Raw genomic sequence first — 19179 nt, forward strand, 5'->3', positions numbered from 1 at the left:
TATCGCTAAAGTTCGGCGGTCTCAGGTCGATGTCAAGGACATATAAACCTGAATGAGCTTCGATCATGGTTTCCATCAGCAACGTTTCCATCAATGCTTCCAGTGCCGCCCACGCGCCGGTCCCGCTTAATTCTGCGCCTTCGTCAACCGAGACCAGTAAAGATGGCAAGGTCGAGGCTGGCCGCTCGACAGGGGTCAAGGTCAATCTGTCCAGCGCCGGAATCAACGCCTCCAAAGCCGAGCAGGCCCAGGCGGCCAGTTCGGAGCCGGACCACATCAAGCAACTTCGCAAGCAGATCGAACGCTTGCAGAAGCAGATCGCCGAGAAACAGGCCCAGTTGCAGGCGCTTCAGGCGAACAAGAACATGAGCCCGGAGCAGAAGGCGCAGCAGCTCAGCGCGTTGAACGGCGAGTTGTCGACCCTGACCGGGGCACTGGCCACTATGAACGGCGCGCTGATCTCGGCCTTGAAGAAACAGACTAAAGGCTGATCCTGGCGGTCGCTCGTGATCGGTGCTGATCCAGCGCTTTTCAGGCGGCCGTGATGGCGGCAAAGGTCAGGCACAGACATGCAAAAGGGGAGCACTGCTCCCCTTTTGCATGTCTGTGCCTGTCAGTTTTTCACCGCTGGCGCTCATTGGGGGGGAAATCAAAGAAATCTCAGGAAGGTAGCAGGGGACTTTTATATCAAAAAAAATGAATTCAAGTAGCAATATTTTACGTTTGTCAGCGGGATTCAGTGCAGACAAAATGCCCACCTGATTCCAAAGCCGTACCCTTTTTCGTGCCTCCCCCAGGTACACAGGCTCATTAATGTTAATGGGCCTTTTTTATTAAGCGTGAAAAATGATCAAGTCCATCTTGTCGAGTTTTTATCCAGCCCCCTTGAATACAAAGCCCAGAGAGTGGCTACGCGCGTCGGTGGGGGCGTGTGCGGGTGTGCTTGTTACGTCCCTGGTGTGTCAATACTTCTACGGGCTGGAGCTGACGCTTCATCTCATCGGGCCGGTAGGGGCATCAGCTGTTTTATTGTTCGCTGTTTCCACGGGCGCGCTGGCTCAGCCGTGGTCCATCGTCGGCAGTTATTTTGTCGCCACGCTGGCGGCACTGATTGCCGTGCATCTATTCGGTCATTCCTTTCCAAGTGCCAGTTTCGCGGCGGGGTTGGCCATTGCCGCGATGTGTGTGTTTCGCTGTCTGCACCCTCCCGGTGGGGCGGTCGCGCTTTGTGTTGTCTTGTCTCAAACCGATTTGGCGCCATTAGGCCTGCAGGTTTTTTGTCCCGTGATGCTGAATGCCGGGATCCTCTTGGGGTGTGCACTGGTTTTTAATAACTTGACTGGGGTGCGCTATCCCAAGGCTCATGTAAATCCCTCCGCGGAAATCAATCACACGAAAGATATTCCGCCTTTTGAAAGGATTGGTTTCAATAGCGATGACCTCGATGCGGCCCTGGCGGATGTTGGCGAATTTGTTGACGTGACCAGAGAGGATCTGGAGAGCATCATCCGTTCCACTGAAAAGCACGCTTTAAGACGGAGTATGGGGGATATTCAAGCTTCCCATATCATGTCGAAGGATGTGCTGTCGGGGACGCCGCAAACCACCATCAAAGAGGCGGTGCGGACATTGATGCATCACCACATCAAGACCCTGCCGGTACTGAATGATGACAAGCACATTGTCGGGATTGTCAGCCTTACGGATATTATCAAGCACCCGGTCGCCACTCGGAGCACGGGGTTGTCCGGCGTGTTCGGGTTCAAGAAAAAAACCTTGTTGAAAGACATCATGCATGCCCCCGTGACCTGTGTGACGACGACGGCTCACATTGTCGAGCTGATACCGCTGCTGTCAAAGCAGGGCTTGCACTGTATTCCGGTGCTTCAGGATGACGTATTTGTCGGTGTGGTCACCCAGACAGACCTGATCGCGGCCTTGCATCGCGATTTGATCGTGCACCTGCATTAGTCAGATCAGCGGGTCCCAGCGTTGGGACCAGTCGCTGTCCCGGGTGACAATATCCTTCAGTAGTTTTATTGCCAACTGCAGTTCGGCTGACGATCGGCTGCGCGAATAGACCAGATAGGTTGGATAGCTGAATTCGGGGGCGGAACTGACGCGCTCGAGAATGCCGCTTTCAATATAGGACTGCACGACACGGGTTCTGAAGTAGCCCGATCCGCCATTGTCGAGAATATATTGCAGCGCCACGGGGCCCAGGTTGAAGGACAGCGCCGCCTTTGCCTTTTCCGGCAAGGCCGCATCATGGGATTGCCGAAAGCCGACGCCCCAGTCGATGTAGACGTAAGGCTCGGGTTTGGCGATCAAACGGACCAGTATCAGTTTTTCTTCGAGGATCTGTTCGACTTGCAAGTCAGGCCAGTAGGCCGGTTGATAGACCAAGGCCGCATCCAGGAGGCCAAGTTCCAATTGCCTTAATAGCGTTGAGCCGTCTCTTATCTCGGTTTTGATGGCGTGTGTGGGGACTGCTTTCTGGATTTCGCGAACCCAGTCCAGGATGAGGGGGTTGCACAGGCTGACCTCGCCGCCGATATGCAATATTTTATGGAAGCCTTCGGGCAGGGGTAAATCCCTGACGGCGGCTTCCCAGGTTTGCACCAGCTGGTTGGCATAAACAACGAAGGCTTCCCCGTCCGCTGTCAGTTTGGCGCCGGCTCTGTTGCGGACAAACAACTTGCTATTGAGGCTGCTTTCCAGTTTTTGCACGCGGGCGGTGATAGCCGTTTGGGTGACGTGCAAGCGCTCTGCGGCGGCAATCAGGCTGCCACATCTGACGATTTCCAAGAAGGTTTTAGCCAGCTCAATATCCATGCTTATGCGCCAAAAAATACGTTATGGAGCCATGTGGGGCGGGTGTTGTAAAGATGGGGCAGGGGTGCTCTCGGTGCTCGATACCTCGCTCACCACCAAGACCGTGTCGCCCACCACGTCAATGTGCTGTTTATCCAGGCACGATCACCACGCATCATATGCCTGCATGGGTGCATTCTCTGCACCCCGGGGCAGCAGACAAGGATGTAAACACAGTGAACAGGGAAATCATCTTGATGCGCCATGGCCAGCCTAATCTGGCCGTGATCGACAAGGTTTCAGCACTCGGTATGAAACGCTGGATCGAGCAATACAACCTATCCGAAATCATCAACCAGCCCGCCCCGGAGGCGAGTGTGCAACTGGCCGCTAGCGCCCAAGTGATCGTATCGAGCAGTGCGCCTCGGGCGCTGACATCCGTTCGGGCGCTGGGCCTTCAGCCCACCCTGGTAGACGAGATTTTCTGCGAGGCGCAGTTGCCCCATGGTCGCTGGAGACTGCCGCGTCTTTCACCCTTTACGTGGGCATTTATCCTTCGAGTCTCATGGTTGTGCGGCTTCTCTGGGACGGTCGAGTCTGCCCGCCAGGCCAGGATTCGGGCCAACGAGGCCGCTCAACAACTTCAATCCCTTGCCAGCGCGGGACCGGTCCTGTTGCTCGGTCATGGATTCATGAATCGAATGATCGCCAAGCAGTTGGAGGTTGCTGGATGGACTCGCCAGAAACGCAACGGCAACCGTTATTGGAGCGCAATGGTCTATCGAATGAATCAGAGTTGAGGCACGTCGATAGTAAGCGTCTGGGCAAACACCTTCCCGGTCACGAGGGGTCAGGCCCTGCTGATCCATGCGAAATTTAATCGCTTCAATCGGGACGGAAGGTGGCATTGGATACTGCTCGTCTTCGTATTTCTCGATGAGCAGTGCCAAAATTTCCAGCTCATCCCCTTCAGGCGAACCAATTTCTGCACCCCACAGTTGCTCCATACGAGCAAAGGCTGCGCTCAGGTCCTCTTGGTTGTGAATAGGTTTAATGTTCATTACATGGTCTGCGTATTGATCTCGGCTCTGCATGAGGCGAAGGTGAACTGTCTTCCCCTTCGCCTCATGCCTATTCTCGTCAGCTTGTCACGGTTGGCGGTTCTTCTTCCAACACCGAGTCCACCTCCCGTTGAGCCAGCTCGATCAGATGCACCACGCCCATCGCCACCTTGCGATGGGGGCCAGTGAGATTGTCGGCGTTTTCGTAGGCGGTGGCGGCAGCGGAGTCCAGGATCGAGCTGGCGTTGATCAGGGCTTCTTCGCGGCGTTGAGGTGCGGATGGGGGTTCGTGCTTCGTGGTGATGCCAGGGTGCAGGTAGTGGGATAAAGCGCGATCGGCGGCTTTTGGGTCGATGGTTTCGACCTTGGGCGAAAGCGGTGGGTTGGGTGTGACTTTGTACATGGCGAATCTCCAATCTCACGGATGGAGCCGTCACCAGTATCGCTACCAAACGATTGAGGGTGGCGGCTGTACACAGGTTGGTAGACCGGAAGATTGGAGAAACCGGCGCGCCCGAAGGTGCCCTGCGCACAGCCACCATAAAATGCAGGCAATAAAAAACGCCTGATTCCAAGGGGGCGCTGTGCGCCAATCTATACCGGGCTACCAAACCCGATCACTGATGTGCAGTGACGGACTGAAGACTAGCCAGCGGTATTGGCAGGCGCAAGCGGGTTGGATTTTCTAGGAAATTTCAGTCGAGGGAAAGAGAGTTGTCCTGCGGGTTCGGCAAAATTAGTCGCCTCTTGCCATTACTTGCAGTAGAGGTGCGGCTAGCACCTCTACTGTTCAAATACCTGGCCGAGCCGGGAATGCATTCACTGGTGCAGTACGAAAGTCGCCAGGGTTTGCAGATCGTCCGCGCTCAACTGCGTGAAAGGTGGCATCGGGATCTCCCCCCATTTGCCGGTACCGCCGTGCTGAATACTGGACGTTATCTTGGCCAGTGCCTGTGGGTCATTGGCATATTTGGCTGCTACATCGTGATAGGCCGGGCCTACGACCTTATGATCGATTGCGTGGCAGGACAGACAGGCGTTGTTCTGCAGCAAGGCCATGGCGTCGCCTTTGGCTACAGGCGCCGCCGGGGTTTGGCTTGCCGATGAGTTCGAGGCAGCCTGCACATCGGCATCGCTCTCATGGGCACTGCCGTAGGTCACCGCAAGGTAGGCACCGATGACGTTCACATCCTGATCGCTGATCGGAGCACCATACGCGTGCTGCATCTTGCTCGCTTCCCCAGTCCACTGCGCCAGGCTCATGCCGGGAGGCTGGAAGTTGATGTAATCGGCAGAATGACAGATGGAACACTTCTGTTGAGCCAATGGATACCCGGGCAGGGCACTGGGCTTGAACACAGCCGTTTCGGGCGGCAAGGTGATCGATAGTGGCGCTGCGCTAACCATGCCAGCCAAACAAATCTGGGCCGCGCACAGCAAGGTGGTCATGCGTTTCATGCGGGGCCCCTCAGGCGACGGTTACGTGGCTGGTTTCTACGACGTGGCGGCGGTAGCCACCTGGGTTCCAGTCAGCTTGCAGCGGCTGTGTCTCACCCCCACGGTTACTGGCTCGTACCATTAATAGCGTCGCGCCCTTGCTGGTAAAGGTGATCGGCAGCGTCCACTCACGGAAGGAGAAGCGGCCAAGATCCGCCCCAAGCTTGGCTTCGCGCCAACTTTTTCCGCCGTCGATCGACACTTCCACCTTGTTGACCCCAACGCCGCCGTCGAACGCAATGCCCTTGAGCACCACGCTTTTTTTCAACGGCAACACATCGCCGTGTTTGACGCTGGTGATGAAGCTGCGTACCGGCAACTTGGAAATCGGTACCGTTTGCGCCGCAGTGGTGCCGGGGGCGATGCAGAAACAATCGTTGTCCGGAACCCGGTAGGCCTTAGCCATGAAGAAGCCGTCGTAGGTGTGGTCGACGACTTCGATCTCACTCAGGTGCTTGACCCAGTACGTGCCGAAATAGCCTGGCACCACCAGTCGTATCGGGTAACCGTTGAGGAAGGGCAGGTCGCTACCGTTCATCGACCAGGCGATCATGGGCTCACCGTCCATGGCATGGCTGATGTCCAGGGCCTTGATGAACTCCGGCGTGCTCGACAGCACTGGCTTATCGAGCCCACGGAATGTCACCTGCTTGGCGTCGGCCTTCACCCCCGCCTTTTCCAGTACCGCCTTGAGCGGTACTCCCACCCAGCGGGCATTACCCATTGAACCATTGCCCAACTGAGCCCCGAACACGCGGGGCATCGAGAAGCCACGGCTATTCCCTGAACATTGATTGACGGCCACCACTTCTACCGGATCGGCCAGCGCCTTGAGTTCTGCAAGGGAAAGTGACAGGGGGGTGTTGACCGAGCCCTTGATCGTCAGGCGGTAACTATCCGGATCGATGCTGGTGGGGAAATTGGCCAGATGGTAACGCACAAAAAAGGCGTCATTCGGCGTGATGGGCCCTTCGTTGAAGATGGAGAATGGCGTCTCAAGGTGTGGCGGGCGGGTGGTCACCAGGGTCAATGGTCGTTTTTGCGGGTATTGCACCAGCGGCCGTGGGCCGGCAGCAAAGGTCACTTCTTCCGGCGTTTCTTCGGCTGCTTTTGCAAGGTTTGCCAATGGAGAAGCTGCCAACGCCAGGGCTAAGGCGTCGCGTAGAACGCGCCGGCGGCTCGGGTGATCGCTATCAACAAGGCTGAATTTCATGCTGCACTCTCCTTGAGTTTTCTGCTGGGATGCATCTGACAGCACCCCACACAGACCAATGGGGAGGAGAGGCATCCGACGTCATGTGCAAAGCGACGGCTTTTCATTGAACGTTCAGTGTAGCGGGAGCGGAGGGGGTGCAAGCGTGACCTTCTTGATTCCAACGCTAAGGGCCGGCATCAATGCGGTACGTCCAGCCGGTCGTTTAGCTTGTCCGGGAACTGCGGCGTCCATCGCACTGATGTGATTAGATTTTCACGTAAAATTAAATCATGAGGCTATTTTCAGAGAGTTCTGTCTGTAGCCTCATGGAAAATGATTAGATCTATCTCTATATTTAGCCTATGAGTAGAACTACGCGATATCAGCTAATCAAGCGATTGCAGGCGGATCTCCCCCGAGGGGCTCCGTTCGACTTGGCCATGCTCGAATCCTTTGGTGTCTCGCCACAGTTGGCCGCGCGCTACGTGGAAAGCGGCTGGCTGGTCCGGTTGGATCATGGGATCTATGCCTTTCCGAATGATGAGTTCGACGTGAATGGGGCGCTGCTCTTTCTCCAGCAGCGCGTCGCCGGATTGCATGTGGGCGGTAAGAGCGCCTTGGCTCTGCAAGGGGTGCGGCACAACCTTGGTTTACGCGAGAGCCTGGTGCTCTGGGGCGATGCCCGCTTCGCGTTACCGTCTTGGTTCACTTCACGTTTTCCGGCGCGCTACGTGAAGGCCAAGCTGTTCGACTGGCCCGAGACAGCACTGGCAGACAAGACGCTGCAGACTCCCCCAGGACAGCCTCAAGGTATCCGGGTAGCTGTGCCTGAACGTGCAGTGCTGGAGATGTTATACGAGGCTGGCACCCGTCAGAGCCTCGAGGAAGTTCGCAATCTTTTCGACGGCCTGCGCTCACCTCGCAAGGAGCTTCTGGGGCAGCTTTTGTCCTGCTGTACCAGTGTTAAGGCCGTTCGTCTGTTCCTGACCTGGGCACGCGAGACCGAAGTCGTCGATGTCGATACCCTGCTGCAGCAATTCCCGATACGCACCGGCAGTAACAAGCGCTGGATGAGCCGCCTCGATGATGGGACCTTGTTGAGCCTGAAACCCTATGGATAAGCAGTACGCTGACACCGTTCGCCTGTTACTGAACATCGCCCCAGAGGTGTTTGATAACGACATCTTTGCCATGAAGGGCGAGTTGGGACTGCCTTGGGCTTCGGTTACCGCTCAGCTCATTTCCCGGACGTAGGTCAGCAATTAGCAAACAATTGCGGGGGTCTCGGTCCTGCAAAAGGCGAAGGGGAACTGTGTTCCCCTTCGCAGTGTGCCTGTTCCTGTCAGCTTGTCACGACTGGCAGTTCTTCTTCCAACACCGAATCTACCTGCCGTTGAGCCAGCTCGATCAGATGCACAACGCCCATCGCTACCTTGCGATGGGGGCCGGTGAGGCTGTCGGCGTTTTCGTAGGCCGTGGCGGCTGCGGAGTCGAGGATCGAGCTGGCGTTGACCAGGGCGTCTTCGCGGCTTTGAGGTGTGGATGGGCGTTCGTGCTTCGTGGTGATACAGGGGGGCAGGTAGTGGGATAAAGCGCGGTCGGCGGCTTTTGGGTCGATGGTTTCGACGTTGGGTGAGCGCGGTGGGTTGGGTGTGACTTTGTACATGACAGTAACTCCTAACGCATCAATGGGAGCTACCAGCTATCGCGACTAAACGAATGGGGTGGCAGCTGTACGCAGGTTAGTCGACCGGAGCGTTAGGAACCCGGCGCACCCGAGGGTGCCCTGCGCACAGCCACCATAAAATACAGGCGTAAAAAAACACCTGATGGAAGGTGGCGCTTGCGCCTAACGACTGCCTGGGCGACTAAACCCGGTCACTGATTTGGCAGTGACGAATCGAAGACTAGCCACCGATATTGGCAGGCGCAAGCGGGTTGGATTTTCTAGGAAATTTCAGTCGAGGGAAAGAGAGTTGTCCTGCTGGCTCGGCAAAATCACTTACTGGCTCCCCAGTCTCACGGCATATTGGCTTTAGCGATTCGTGCGCAACGTAACGCTAACGTAACGCCACCGCAAAACGCACCCGCAGCTCGTTGGTTTTGAACCCTGAGGCCGTGCTCTGGATGAGTCTGCGCCCGGATTTTGGCTGCCTTGATTTGTTTCCAGGTTCTCACCAGGTGCCCCGCCATCCCCGTTGTCTACTTTTCCACTTTGACCATACGCCAGTAGATAGCCAATGCACATCCGAGCGTCGAAATCCCCACCACTAAACCGACTGCACATGCCTCTCCGAAACTCCTTCCTAACAGAAGCGCAATACCGAAGCCCGCAGCAGTCAGGATGGCGGCAACCGGCTTCGAATAATCAAGCAGGCGATATGGAACTCCCGCAGCTTTGGGATCAGCAAGAAGAGTTACAAATAGTCTCGCAAGCGAACCATCGCCAAGTTGTGCTGCGTAGCCAGATGCAATTGCTGGCAAGTCGTGGCCCTCAGATGACCGCGAAAGTCTGTTCAACTCGGCAACACGCTTGTGGGCCTTATCGGCATTCATGCCATCGCTAATTAGCATCGACATTAGGCAGATAAAGCCTCGGTCGCGCGCCGCCGAGGGCAGATCGAACTGCTCACCGAAGCGCCACATAGCTCCAGCCAGGTAGAGCTGCGTTGCCAGATCCCTCAAGCTGGGCATCAAATCGAGTTTTTGACTTTCTAACGCTGGCAACTGCGATGCCAGTAGCTGGCGGCCGTGCGCGACGCAGGCATCGAGGACTTGTAGGGCGAATGCCGACTCGCTCTCGGTTGTCGTCACTGGAATGCTCCTTCGATTCGGACGATGCGCGACAGTGGCACACCCTAGAAATTTAATCATCGATGGTTTCGTGAGTGTTTTAAAGGGGGGGCAGCGAGCCCATTTTCAACCAAGCTGCTTTCTTTATGTGTGGCGCAAAGCAGGCTGCAGCTTACGCCGTCTGTAGTAGGGTTGCGCAGGCAATCGCCCATTGCACACAGTGCAAAGTTTTGCAGAGAAATGTCATGGGCTTACACAGCGTGTCGATGGTTTCCCTGGGTGACTGATTTGGCAAAAGACCCGGCCCGCTTGGGCGAAAAATTGAAAAAAATCGGGTAAAGGCGGGTTTTCGATTTCGGGCGAGCCCTGGACTGACAGTACGGTCAGCCCAGAACTGCTACCGGTTGAGCTTGCTGCAGCCCTTTAGTTATGCGGTCTGCGTCTACGTCTGCCCTACATCGAGATTGCACACAATCGCACTAGACAACCTCTATGGCCTGATCATTGGAACTGGCTTGTAGCGGGGGGGCTATGAACGTCGGTGCTGGTGTCGGAGAGGACGATAGGGGGAAAATCGAGGTCCGGTGATTGTGTGGGTCTTCAACGGTGATTCCCCAGCGCCTCTTACCATTCTCTGCACAGTGATACTGCATCGCGTTGATGCGTCGCGAGTATCGCTGGACAATGGCGTCATAGTTGGCATGGGTATGGACGTTGTTGAAAGAGCCAGCACAAACAGTACGACCCGCTATCGGGTAAAGGATGGTCGAGCAGATTAGGTCTGCGATCTGCAGGCAGGCGTGGTTGTCGCTGATACCGAATACAGCGGCTTCCTCAATTGAGGGGTAAGAGTCCCCGCCTTTTCCCAGTTTGTGTTTCTGGGTGAAGATGGAATGAGCCACGTAACGGTTGCGTGCCGGGTCGCGGAAATCCGCAATGATCATTCCCCGAGACGCTTGATCAATCAGGAAATGCTGGAACCGCTTCGCTATATTTTGAGCCGTGATGGTGTAGATGGATCGGTCTTCGAGAGCATGGCCGTATCGCTTCACCCATACTCGCGCAACCAGCTTGATGTTATGGGTCTTGCAGATTCTCAGCACGCCGTCGATGAACTTGAAGTGGTGCTCGACCATAGGGTCAGTTACAGGATGTCGCCTGATGTCGCTCCTTAGCTCAGACCCCTTGATCTCCCTGAGTAGCACGTTCAGTGCGTGCCGCTCATTTTTGAAAAGTTTGGGATAGAACTGACGCTTGAGGCAGATAAATTCATCAGTGATCCTGCTGATGTACTGCGCATCTACAAAGAGTCCTGCAACGATCAGCATCGGTTGCTTGTCGTCAACGCCACTTCGGATTTGCTGCGAATCGCCAGACTCGTCGATATAGCAAATATGCATAACGAACCCCAGAAATAGAACAGCCACCTTGAAGGTGGCTGTGGTCTGCTTTCGCAGTATGTTGCATCGGAGTTAACCGACACGCAGGTCAGCCGTTCGACGGCTGTGCACGCATATTGCAAGTACAAGGAATAGCTGTCAACCGATTTGAGCCGCTTCCCATCAGCCCGGCAGGGTCAACCGAAAATGGGGAGTCGCAGAGGGGGAGGGTGCCAGGCTGGCGCTTCCACGCAGGTCGAGTAACTGTCACCAAAACTGTTACCAGCTTCGTCAGACGCTACCTCGATACCGCTGGAGGCCTTGAAAATAGTGGAGCGGGTGAAGGGAATCGAACCCTCGTTATCAGCTTGGGAAGCTGGAGTAATGCCATTATACGACACCCGCTCGGACGGCTGACTTTGTACCAGATGTGGCCGGGGATTTGAAGTTTTTCTTTGAAAAACTGTGTTTTAACAGGGACATCGGGTAGGCGGGCGCGCACGCAAAGCCACTACCCGTTATTAAGGTAGAGCGCGGTTCCTGTCGGTTCCTGGCTTGCCTGCGAAGCTTTTGGCGACCTCTCGGGCCTCTTCGCTGGCAAGCCAGGCTCCTACAAGAGATGGGTGTCCGCCAAGGGATTGGCGTTCGTCCGCGGGAAATGTACAAGCCCGTGGCAAAGCTCGTTCACATGGCCCGTGCATGGTGCTCCTGGACGTGTCGGTAATACCGCGATCGGTTTTCCTCGTGCGTCGGCTTGAGGAACTCAAGCAGCGCATGGCGGCTGTCCTGGCAGGCGGACTTGTGCTCCATGTCGAGAAAGTGCCCGGTGCTGCGGATCGTGGTGAAGTGGCTGTGGCGCACATGCTGGCCGAATTGCAGCGCATCCCCGGGCGAGGTGTATTCGTCCCATTCGCCATTCATGAACAGCACCGGTACGTCGATCTGTTTCGCCGCCTTCAGGTAGCACAACTGGTCACTGTTGAGCACATGGCCGATATGGAAGTGCATCTGCTCGTATTCATGCTCGGCCAGGCTGCTGACGTGCCGGTAGTTGTAGCGCTTGAACAGCGATGGCAGGTGCTTGCCGATGGTGTTGTTGACCAGGTGGCCCATGCGGTCGCGGTCGCAGGCGCGCAGGTAGTCGACGCCCAGTTCCAGGTAGTCGCGCATCGGTTCACTGAGTACCGGCGAGAAGGAACTGATCACCGCCTTTTCGACCCGCCGTGGGCGGTTCGCCAGGGCCAGCAAGGTCGCCGCGCTGCCCCAGGAAAAGGACATCACGTGCTCGGCGGCGAAGTGTTCGATCAGTTCCAGCAGAATCTGCCCTTCGATTTCCTTGGTCAGCATTCTTTCATGACGGTTGTGGGCCTTGGACTTGCCCGCATAGGGCTGGTCGTAGCACACGACGTTGTATTGCGGGTGCAGGTTCTTCACGGTCTGCGCAAACGATGCAGTCGTGGCCATCGAGCCGTTGACCAGAATGATGGTCTTTTCCGCAGCGTCTGCGCGATAGAACTCCGTGTAAACCCGATACTGTCCTTGTATATCCAACACAGCAATTTCTGGTCTCATGTCAAAAGACTCCTGGCTGACGGGTACGCGCGCAACGAACTGTGCACGAGCTATATGACAGGTAGGCATTCGCCTGGAATTTTGCGGCCCATGTCGGTCCGTTGAAGCCTGGCCGACGGGTATTGTTATAGGCGGGCAATCTGCCGGAGAGCGAGAGCCGGTGGGCCTCGTAGCCGACAAAGAGTTTCTTGGAATAATGGTGTGACTGGTCAGTCATATTCTGGCTGACGGTCTGATTCAAGCAGGCACTCAGCGATTGCGCAAGGAACTATTTGTCATAACCTGGTGACTTTTGCTCAGCGGTCGTCGTCGCGCGCTCAGATCCGGCAGATTTCTTCGTCGCGCAGCGGGCGATATTCCCCCGGAGCCAGCTGTTCATCCAGCAGCAGCGGTCCCATGGCCTCACGGTGCAGACGCAGGACCTTGTTGTCGAAGTGGCCGAACATGCGCTTTACCTGGTGATAACGGCCTTCGACGATGCTCAACCGGGCGCGGCGTGGGCCGAGTAACTCCAGCGTGGCGGGCTGGGTGGTGAGATTCTCAAAAGCAAAATACAGGCCACGGGCGAAGGTTTCGGCGTATTCGGGGCCGATGAGCTGCTCGGTCTCGACGTAGTAGACCTTGGGCAGTTTGGTCTGCGGCTGGGTCAGCCGGCGCGACCACTGGCCGTCGTTGGTCAGGATCATCAGCCCGGTGGTGTTGAAGTCCAGGCGACCGGCGATGTGCAGCTCAGCGGCGTCGGGCTCGTCGATCAGGTCGAGGACGGTGCGGTGCTCCGGGTCGCGGGTGGCACTGACGCAGCCCTGGGGTTTGTGCAGCATGAAGTAGCGCGGCGGGCGGCCTGCCTGCAGCACTTCCTCATCGACTTCGACCTGGCTGAATTCGCGCACTTCATGCTGCGGATCGGCGACGGTCAGGCCATCGACCCGGACCCGTTTTTGCACCAACAAGAGGCGCACCTGCTGGCGGTTGAAGCGGGGCAGGTTGCTGAGGAAACGGTCAAGGCGCATGGCGGGCTGATCATGGGGACGCGGGCGGGCATTTTACGTCATGGCGCCGACGATGGGGCCTGCTTCAATTGCTCATCCACCTGGGCGCAACGCGGGCACAGGCAGGCCGCGTTGCGCAGTTCCGCGGGCAAGGCTTCGAGCACCGCCCGGTCGATGCTGACGCTGTAGCACCAGCAGGGTCGGTCGGCGGTACGCGGGTCGGCCAGGGCGCAGTCGTTGCGAGCACCGCAGGCCGGGCAGAGGCTGGGATCATTCATCGGCGGATTTCGCCAGGTCGCTGCAGACGCGGTTGCGTCCGCCCTGTTTGGCACGGTACAACGCCCGGTCGCCCCGGGCCAGCAGGCTGTGCAGGGTGTCGTCGTGTTGCAGCGCGGTCAGGCCGATGCTGAGGGTCAGTGACAGGCTCTGGTCGTTGTAGCTGTAGCGCTGTTGTGCGACATGCTGGCGAACTTTCTCGGCGATCAGTTGGGCATTGGCGCTGTCGGTGTCCTTGAGCAGGACAATGAACTCCTCGCCACCCCAGCGACAAATGATGTCCGATTGGCGCAGACAGCCCTCCAGGTCCCGGGCAAAACCGCTCAGCACGACATCGCCGGCGAGATGGCCATGGTTGTCGTTGAGTTGCTTGAAGTGATCCAGATCCAGCAGCAGCGCGGTCAGCGGCTTGGGCTCGCGCTGGGCTTCATGCAGGGCTTGCGCTGCCAGCAGGTCGAAGCCCCGGCGGTTGGGCAGGCCGGTGAGGCTGTCGAGTGTCGCCAGGGCCTGGATCTTTTGCTGGTAGCGATGGATCACCCGGTTGAGCAGGGCCAGCACGATCAGGGTCACCACCAGGCAGATCAGCAGGTTCAGGTACAGCGACTGGCGAATCCCGCTGAAGGCGCTGTCTTCACGCTTGTCGACGAACAGGTACCAGTTCAGTTCCGGAATGAAGCGGACGTTGAGGAAGTGCCCCTTGCCGTCCGGCTCCGCGTATTCGTAGCTGCCATCCTGGGGCTTGGGCAGTTTCGCCAGCAGGTTCTTCATGCTCGCCAGGTCGTTCAGCGACTGCCCGGCCCGGGCGCCTTCGGGGCCGCCGTCGGCACCGGTGAGGACCAGGCGGCCGAAGGTGTCGACGAAGTACACGCCGCGCTGATAGCGCTGCTGGTACTTGTCCATCAGCTTGACCACCGCGTCCACGGTCAAGCCGACACCGGCCGCGCCAATGAAGTGCTCGTTGTAGTCGAAGACCTTGTAATTGATGAAGAACGTCAGGCGGTTGTTGTTGGCGGTGTCCGGGTCGACGTTGATCTCGTAGGGCGCCTGCATGTCCCGCACGCGGAAATACCAGAAGTCATTGGGATCGTCGTTGCGGATTTTCTTCAGCACGCCCTTGGCCTGGTAGTAGGTCAGGTTGCTGGCGGAGATGAAGAAGGCAGTGTAGGCGCCGTAGTGGGTCATGACCTCGTTGAGGTAGCGGGTGATCTGCTGCGGGTCGCGTTCGCCGGCCACCACCCAGTCGCGCATGAAGGTGTCGCGGGCCATCATCGAGGAAATCAGGATCGGCTGGACCAGGTCCTTCTGGATTTCCGAGTAGACCGTGTCGGAGGTCAGGGGCAGCTCGGTGTTGACGATACCGTCCCGGATCGAGGCGCGGGAGGCGTAGTAGCTGAGCAGCGATGTGGCGAGGAAGCCGCAGCCCAGCAGGACGATCAATGTCAGGATCAGCGAACGTTGCGAGTAGAGCACTGAGCGAAGCGGCATGACGATTCCGTAGGCGGGTTCCCGATGGAGGCATTCTAGTGGCGCGGATAAAAAATGCCCGTACATTTTGCAGAGACTGTGGGCGCCACCCCGGCTTGCTGCTGGGGGCCGTCCAGGGTGGCCATCGGGTATTACCGTCCTTGACGGCCCCACCGGGGAATCATTGCCATCAATGAGCCTTGTCTTCTCGCCCGCGGAGCACCTTGTTGGGCATCGCAATCGCTGCTGCCAGTCCCAGCAGGGCCACGGCGGCGCTGATCAGCAGCAGATGCCGGAAGGTCAGCTGCAGCTCCCCTCGCAGGGCATCGCGCGCCGGGCCGTCGGCGCTATTCAGGCCTTCGAGCAGGGCATTGCCCGAAGTGCCTTCGGCGACCATCGAGGCATCGGCCAGGTGGGTCAGGCTGGAGTCCTGCAACAGCGCCAGCAGCAACGCCGACATCAGCGCCACGCCCACCGCGCCGCCGAGGGAGCGGAACAGGTTGGTGGTGCTGGTGGCGACGCCGATATCGCGCTGTTCCACAGAGTTCTGCGTGCCCACCAGCGAGGTCGGGAACTGCAGGCCGCCGGCGATCCCGCTCACCCACATGAACAGACTGCTGAGCAGCACCGCCTGGGGCGGGGTGAATGCCATGCCGAGGATAGTCAGGGGCATCAGCAGCGCACCGGTCAGGATCATCGGTTTGTAGTAGCCGGTCACCGAGGTCATCCGTCCGGCAAAGTAGGCGCCCATGGGCAGCCCCATCACCAGCGGCAGCAGGTGCAGGGCCGCGCTGTCGGCGCCGGCACCGGTCACGCTCTGGAAGCGCAGGGGCATCAGCACGGTGAGGGAGATCGCCTGGAAGCTGGTGAAGAAGATCGTGCACCAGCACAGCAGGGCGTTGCGGTTGAGGAACAGGTGCATCGGCAGCAGGGGTTCCAGCGTGCGCCGTTCATGCAGGACAAACAGCAGCAGGGCGATGACCGCCGTGATCAGCAATCCCAGCACCTGGCTGTCGTTCCAGCGGTGGCCCTGGCCGACTTCGGTGATGCCCAGCAGCAGGGCGGTCAGGCCGATGATCATCAGCACGGTACCGAGGTAATCGATGATCGGCTTGCGCTGCGGTATCGGCAGGCCGACCAGCGTGCGCTGGGCCACCAGCCAGGCGCCGAGGCCCAGCGGCAGGTTGATCAGGAAGACCCAGCGCCACGACAGGTACTCGGTCATGTAGCCGCCCAGTACCGGCCCGGCCACGCTCGCCACCGCGTACATGCTGCTGAAGTAGCCCTGGTAACGGCCGCGTTCGCGGGGTGGGATGATGTCGCCGATGATCGCCTGGCTGACCGAGATCATGCCGCCGGCACCGATGCCCTGGATGATCCGCGCCAGCACCAGTTGCTCCATGCTCTGGGCCATGCCGCAGAACAGCGAGGCGAGGGTGAACAGGCCCATGCCGAACAGCATCAGCCGACGTCGACCGTAGAGGTCGCCGAGCTTGCCGTAGATCGGCACGGCCACGGTCATGGCCACCATGTAGCCGGAAATCACCCAGGCCAGCAGGCCGACGTCCTTGAATTGGGCGGAGATGGCGGGAATCGACACGGCGACAATGGTCTGGTCCAGCGCACCGAGGAAAATCGCCAGCATCAAGGCGATCAGGATGCTACGAATCGCCGGCTTCGTTTGGCCGGGCTGATGGAGATTGGTCACGGTCGAACCTGCAAGCAGTGGTTGACCCGCCCACCAGGCCAGTGCGCGGGGATGCTTGTCAGTGTACTCGATAGCCTGCTATTCGATAGCCTCATAAGTAAGGCTTACAGCGTCATCTCAACGCATTCAGGCTGGCCGTGTGCGGTACGCAGTGTTCCATCTGGCAAGTGGAGACCACCCGTGGCGTTTGCCGTATCTGCTCCACTCGCCAAGCCGCGACGGTGTAGAGCGCTGCCACTGCGGTGATAGCCAGCACGAAGGCACAGTTTCTTGTTTTTAGAATGTTCATGCGCTTGACCTCTGACTCTGCCGAACTCAGTTCGCTGGAGGGTACTGATTCAAGCCTAGGTCAGTTGTCGCGAGTTGCCAGTGACGCCAGTCGTATCGTTGAGGGCTGTTCAGCCGAGAGACCGGCCAGTCCTCATAAGCCCTCATCCCATAGCGGTACTTCGGGAAAGCGCTCCACCAGGAAGTCCAGCATGCTGCGCAGCGTGGTCGGCATGTGCTTGCGCGAGGCGTAGACCGCATACATGTTCATCGGCATCGGTTCGGCCCCGGACAGCAGGCGCACCAGTTCGCCACGCTTGATATAGACCCCGGCCTGGTAGGTGGGCAGCATCGAGATGCCGGCCCCGGCGATCACCGCCTGCATCAGGGTACCGGCCTCGTTGGCGCTGATATTGCCCTGCACCGGCACTGAAACCGGTTCGCCATCCTGCTCGAAATGCCAGAGGCTCTTGCCGAAGTAGGAGTGGGTCAGGCAATTGTGCCGGCTCAGTTCTTCCACCTTCTGCGGCGCCGGATGTTCGCGCAGGTAGGCCGGGGAAGCGCAGATCACCGAACGACAGACGGTCAGCCGCCGGGCGATCAGGTTCGGGTCCAGGTCGTTGCTGGTGCGGATCGCCAGGTCGATGCGCTCGTCCACCAGGTTCACCGTGCGGTCGATCATCTGCAGGTCGACGCTGACGCCCGGGTAGCGCTTGACGTACTCGGCCATGGCGTTGGCCAGTTGCGACAGGCCGAAGGAGGTACTGACGCTGATCCGCAGCAGCCCACGTGGCGCCTCGTCCGGTGCGCTGACGGCGGCCTGCAGGTCCGCCGACAGCTCCAGCATCTGGCGGCAGCGCGGCAGGGTTTCGTTGCCGGCGGCGGTCAGGCTCAGCTTGCGGGTGGTACGGTGCATCAGCCGGGCGCCGACCCAGTCCTCCAGTTCCGCGAGGTAACGCGACACCACGGGGCGCGACAGGTCCAGATGGTCGGCCGCCGCCGACTGGCTGCCCAGGTCGACCACCGTGACGAAGACCCGCATTGCCGTAAGACGATCCATGATTTGCCCACTTTCAGAAACAAACTATGTCCCAGCATCGCATTTTTTGTATCGGATCGGGCAACTAAGCTCTGTTCACTGCCATCACGGCCAACAGATCACGGAGCGGTACATGATCGGATTCTCTTTGTTTCGTCGCCTCTTGCTCGCCAGCGCCACCCTGGGCTTTGTCGCCCACGCGGCGGCGGCTCAGCCGGCCTTGAGCCTGGATGTCTACAATCCTGGCACTTCGGCGATTTTCCCGGTGAGTTCGGTGCTGGTCAGCGGCGAGAAGGAGGCGATCCTGGTGGATGCCCAGTTCGGCAAATCCCAGGCCGAGCAACTGGTGGAAAAAATCCGCGCCAGCGGCAAGCAACTGACCACCATCTACATCAGCCATGGCGACCCGGACTATTACTTCGGCCTGGACACCCTGACCACTGCCTTCCCCAAGGCCAAGGTGCTGGCGTCCGCACCGACCGTGGCGCACATCAAGGCCACCGTCGACGGCAAGCTGGCGTTCTGGGGGCCGAAAATGGGCGCCGACGTTCCGTCGCACACGGTGGTACCGCAGGTGCTCAAGGGCGATCACCTGACGCTGGAAGGGCGTGAGTTGAAGATTGTCGGTTTGAACAGCGAGCAGCCGGATCGCACCTTTGTCTGGATTCCGTCGATCAAGGCGGTGGTGGGTGGTGTCGTGGTGGCGGAAAACATCCATGTGTGGATGGCCGATACCCAGACCCCGCAGTCCCATCAGGCCTGGCTGGCAACGCTGCAACGCATCCAGGCGCTGAAACCCGAGACCCTGGTGCCGGGTCATTTCCTCGGCGACAGCTCGCGCTCCCTCGCGGCGGTGCAATTTACCGCGGACTACATCAAGGCCTTCGACGAAGAAACCGCCAAGGCCAAGGACTCCGCCGAACTGATCGCGGCGATGAACAAGCGTTACCCGAACCTGGGCGAAGCGGCGTCCCTGGAGCTCAGCGCCAAGGTCGCCAAGGGCGAGATGAAGTGGTGAGTTCGCTCGATCGCTGATTGAAAATTTCTGTAGATCGGCCTTCCGGCTCCCGGAGCGGGAAGGCCCCCTCGACGCCTAGCGTCATTCGATTGGAACTGGAGAGTGTC

The 19179-nt window shown here is 58.6% G+C and carries 19 protein-coding genes, 1 tRNA gene and 1 pseudogene; 5 read left to right on the forward strand and 16 right to left on the reverse strand.

Annotated features, from left to right (window positions below):
* Positions 1-65: 65 nt before the first annotated feature.
* A complete protein-coding gene (locus UCMB321_RS07290) occupies positions 66-491 on the forward strand; it encodes a hypothetical protein (RefSeq protein WP_052451093.1) in 426 nt (141 codons plus the stop codon).
* A gap of 355 nt (positions 492-846) precedes the next feature.
* On the forward strand, positions 847-1971 hold the full coding sequence (locus UCMB321_RS07295; RefSeq protein WP_040064932.1) for an HPP family protein: 1125 nt from the start codon (positions 847-849) through the stop codon (positions 1969-1971).
* Here the strand turns inward: UCMB321_RS07295 and UCMB321_RS07300 are convergent, their stop codons facing one another.
* Positions 1972-2835: a LysR family transcriptional regulator gene (locus UCMB321_RS07300; RefSeq protein ID WP_040064933.1), complete on the reverse strand. Its 864-nt coding sequence runs from the start codon at positions 2833-2835 to the stop codon at positions 1972-1974.
* Between the two features lie 215 nt (positions 2836-3050).
* On the opposite strand from UCMB321_RS07300, the gene UCMB321_RS07305 reads away from it, so the two are divergent.
* Positions 3051-3614 carry a histidine phosphatase family protein gene (locus UCMB321_RS07305; RefSeq protein ID WP_040064934.1) on the forward strand — a complete coding sequence of 188 codons (564 nt, stop codon included), beginning with the start codon at positions 3051-3053 and terminating at the stop codon, positions 3612-3614.
* A gap of 33 nt (positions 3615-3647) precedes the next feature.
* Here the strand turns inward: UCMB321_RS07305 and UCMB321_RS29875 are convergent.
* From UCMB321_RS29875 to sorA, 4 genes and pseudogenes are all read right to left on the reverse strand, one after another.
* Positions 3648-3875, reverse strand: a pseudogene (locus UCMB321_RS29875) (helix-turn-helix domain-containing protein); the annotation flags it as partial.
* A 79-nt stretch (positions 3876-3954) separates the two neighbouring features.
* Positions 3955-4278 (reverse strand): DUF6124 family protein, encoded by a 324-nt coding sequence (locus tag UCMB321_RS07310; protein WP_040064935.1) that lies wholly within the window; start codon positions 4276-4278, stop codon positions 3955-3957.
* A gap of 416 nt (positions 4279-4694) precedes the next feature.
* A complete protein-coding gene (sorB, locus tag UCMB321_RS07315) occupies positions 4695-5333 on the reverse strand; it encodes a SorB family sulfite dehydrogenase c-type cytochrome subunit (protein ID WP_040064936.1) in 639 nt (212 codons plus the stop codon).
* A 10-nt stretch (positions 5334-5343) separates the two neighbouring features.
* Positions 5344-6585, reverse strand: coding sequence for a SorA family sulfite dehydrogenase catalytic subunit (gene sorA / locus UCMB321_RS07320; protein ID WP_040064937.1), 1242 nt, complete (start codon positions 6583-6585; stop codon positions 5344-5346).
* 344 nt (positions 6586-6929) lie between these two features.
* On the opposite strand from sorA, the gene UCMB321_RS07325 reads away from it, so the two are divergent.
* Positions 6930-7688: a type IV toxin-antitoxin system AbiEi family antitoxin domain-containing protein gene (locus UCMB321_RS07325; RefSeq protein ID WP_040064938.1), complete on the forward strand. Its 759-nt coding sequence runs from the start codon at positions 6930-6932 to the stop codon at positions 7686-7688.
* 221 nt (positions 7689-7909) lie between these two features.
* Here the strand turns inward: UCMB321_RS07325 and UCMB321_RS07330 are convergent, their stop codons facing one another.
* The 11 genes from UCMB321_RS07330 to UCMB321_RS07375 form a co-directional block, all read right to left on the reverse strand.
* Positions 7910-8233 (reverse strand): DUF6124 family protein, encoded by a 324-nt coding sequence (locus UCMB321_RS07330; protein ID WP_040064939.1) that lies wholly within the window; start codon positions 8231-8233, stop codon positions 7910-7912.
* A gap of 536 nt (positions 8234-8769) precedes the next feature.
* Positions 8770-9381 (reverse strand): hypothetical protein, encoded by a 612-nt coding sequence (locus tag UCMB321_RS07335; protein ID WP_040064940.1) that lies wholly within the window; start codon positions 9379-9381, stop codon positions 8770-8772.
* 458 nt (positions 9382-9839) lie between these two features.
* On the reverse strand, positions 9840-10760 hold the full coding sequence (locus UCMB321_RS07340; RefSeq protein ID WP_040064941.1) for a DUF3800 domain-containing protein: 921 nt from the start codon (positions 10758-10760) through the stop codon (positions 9840-9842).
* Between the two features lie 310 nt (positions 10761-11070).
* Positions 11071-11144 (reverse strand) — tRNA-Gly (locus UCMB321_RS07345).
* 279 nt (positions 11145-11423) lie between these two features.
* Entirely contained in the window at positions 11424-12311 is an 888-nt protein-coding gene (locus UCMB321_RS07350) for an alpha/beta fold hydrolase (protein ID WP_040064942.1), read from the reverse strand.
* 317 nt (positions 12312-12628) lie between these two features.
* Positions 12629-13321: a 16S rRNA pseudouridine(516) synthase gene (locus tag UCMB321_RS07355; RefSeq protein WP_040064943.1), complete on the reverse strand. Its 693-nt coding sequence runs from the start codon at positions 13319-13321 to the stop codon at positions 12629-12631.
* A gap of 38 nt (positions 13322-13359) precedes the next feature.
* A complete protein-coding gene (locus UCMB321_RS07360) occupies positions 13360-13578 on the reverse strand; it encodes a cysteine-rich CWC family protein (protein WP_040064944.1) in 219 nt (72 codons plus the stop codon).
* A complete protein-coding gene (locus UCMB321_RS07365) occupies positions 13571-15061 on the reverse strand; it encodes a sensor domain-containing diguanylate cyclase (RefSeq protein ID WP_040064945.1) in 1491 nt (496 codons plus the stop codon). Before UCMB321_RS07365 ends, UCMB321_RS07360 begins: the two co-directional genes overlap by 8 nt.
* A 169-nt stretch (positions 15062-15230) precedes the next feature.
* Positions 15231-16748, reverse strand: coding sequence for an MDR family MFS transporter (locus tag UCMB321_RS07370; protein ID WP_040064946.1), 1518 nt, complete (start codon positions 16746-16748; stop codon positions 15231-15233).
* Positions 16749-16860: 112 nt separating this feature from the next.
* Positions 16861-17037 carry a hypothetical protein gene (locus UCMB321_RS31035; protein WP_167337427.1) on the reverse strand — a complete coding sequence of 59 codons (177 nt, stop codon included), beginning with the start codon at positions 17035-17037 and terminating at the stop codon, positions 16861-16863.
* A gap of 132 nt (positions 17038-17169) precedes the next feature.
* Positions 17170-18075, reverse strand: a complete 906-nt coding sequence (locus tag UCMB321_RS07375; RefSeq protein WP_084614823.1) for a LysR family transcriptional regulator — start codon at positions 18073-18075, stop codon at positions 17170-17172.
* Between the two features lie 112 nt (positions 18076-18187).
* Here UCMB321_RS07375 and UCMB321_RS07380 point away from each other — a divergent pair, with 112 nt between their 5' ends.
* The gene (locus UCMB321_RS07380; RefSeq protein ID WP_040064948.1) at positions 18188-19072 is read left to right on the forward strand and encodes an MBL fold metallo-hydrolase; all 885 of its coding nucleotides are present in this window, start codon (positions 18188-18190) and stop codon (positions 19070-19072) included.
* Positions 19073-19179 lie beyond the last annotated feature (107 nt).

The organism is Pseudomonas batumici (assembly GCF_000820515.1).
Classification (GTDB): domain Bacteria; phylum Pseudomonadota; class Gammaproteobacteria; order Pseudomonadales; family Pseudomonadaceae; genus Aquipseudomonas; species Aquipseudomonas batumici.

Bases quoted from the DNA above. Each gene is read 5' to 3' on its own strand.
- sorB (WP_040064936.1), bottom strand. From the start codon at position 5,333: ATGAAACGCATGACCACCTTGCTGTGCGCGGCCCAGATTTGTTTGGCT.
- UCMB321_RS07310 (WP_040064935.1), bottom strand. From the start codon at position 4,278: ATGTACAAAGTCACACCCAACCCACCGCTTTCGCCCAAGGTCGAAACC.
- UCMB321_RS07360 (WP_040064944.1), bottom strand. From the start codon at position 13,578: ATGAATGATCCCAGCCTCTGCCCGGCCTGCGGTGCTCGCAACGACTGC.
- UCMB321_RS07295 (WP_040064932.1), top strand. From the start codon at position 847: ATGATCAAGTCCATCTTGTCGAGTTTTTATCCAGCCCCCTTGAATACA.
- UCMB321_RS07350 (WP_040064942.1), bottom strand. From the start codon at position 12,311: ATGAGACCAGAAATTGCTGTGTTGGATATACAAGGACAGTATCGGGTT.
- UCMB321_RS07290 (WP_052451093.1), top strand. From the start codon at position 66: ATGGTTTCCATCAGCAACGTTTCCATCAATGCTTCCAGTGCCGCCCAC.
- UCMB321_RS07355 (WP_040064943.1), bottom strand. From the start codon at position 13,321: ATGCGCCTTGACCGTTTCCTCAGCAACCTGCCCCGCTTCAACCGCCAG.
- UCMB321_RS31035 (WP_167337427.1), bottom strand. From the start codon at position 17,037: ATGAACATTCTAAAAACAAGAAACTGTGCCTTCGTGCTGGCTATCACC.
- UCMB321_RS07365 (WP_040064945.1), bottom strand. From the start codon at position 15,061: ATGCCGCTTCGCTCAGTGCTCTACTCGCAACGTTCGCTGATCCTGACA.
- UCMB321_RS07375 (WP_084614823.1), bottom strand. From the start codon at position 18,075: ATGGATCGTCTTACGGCAATGCGGGTCTTCGTCACGGTGGTCGACCTG.
- UCMB321_RS07380 (WP_040064948.1), top strand. From the start codon at position 18,188: ATGATCGGATTCTCTTTGTTTCGTCGCCTCTTGCTCGCCAGCGCCACC.
- UCMB321_RS07330 (WP_040064939.1), bottom strand. From the start codon at position 8,233: ATGTACAAAGTCACACCCAACCCACCGCGCTCACCCAACGTCGAAACC.
- UCMB321_RS07300 (WP_040064933.1), bottom strand. From the start codon at position 2,835: ATGGATATTGAGCTGGCTAAAACCTTCTTGGAAATCGTCAGATGTGGC.
- UCMB321_RS07340 (WP_040064941.1), bottom strand. From the start codon at position 10,760: ATGCATATTTGCTATATCGACGAGTCTGGCGATTCGCAGCAAATCCGA.
- sorA (WP_040064937.1), bottom strand. From the start codon at position 6,585: ATGAAATTCAGCCTTGTTGATAGCGATCACCCGAGCCGCCGGCGCGTT.
- UCMB321_RS07325 (WP_040064938.1), top strand. From the start codon at position 6,930: ATGAGTAGAACTACGCGATATCAGCTAATCAAGCGATTGCAGGCGGAT.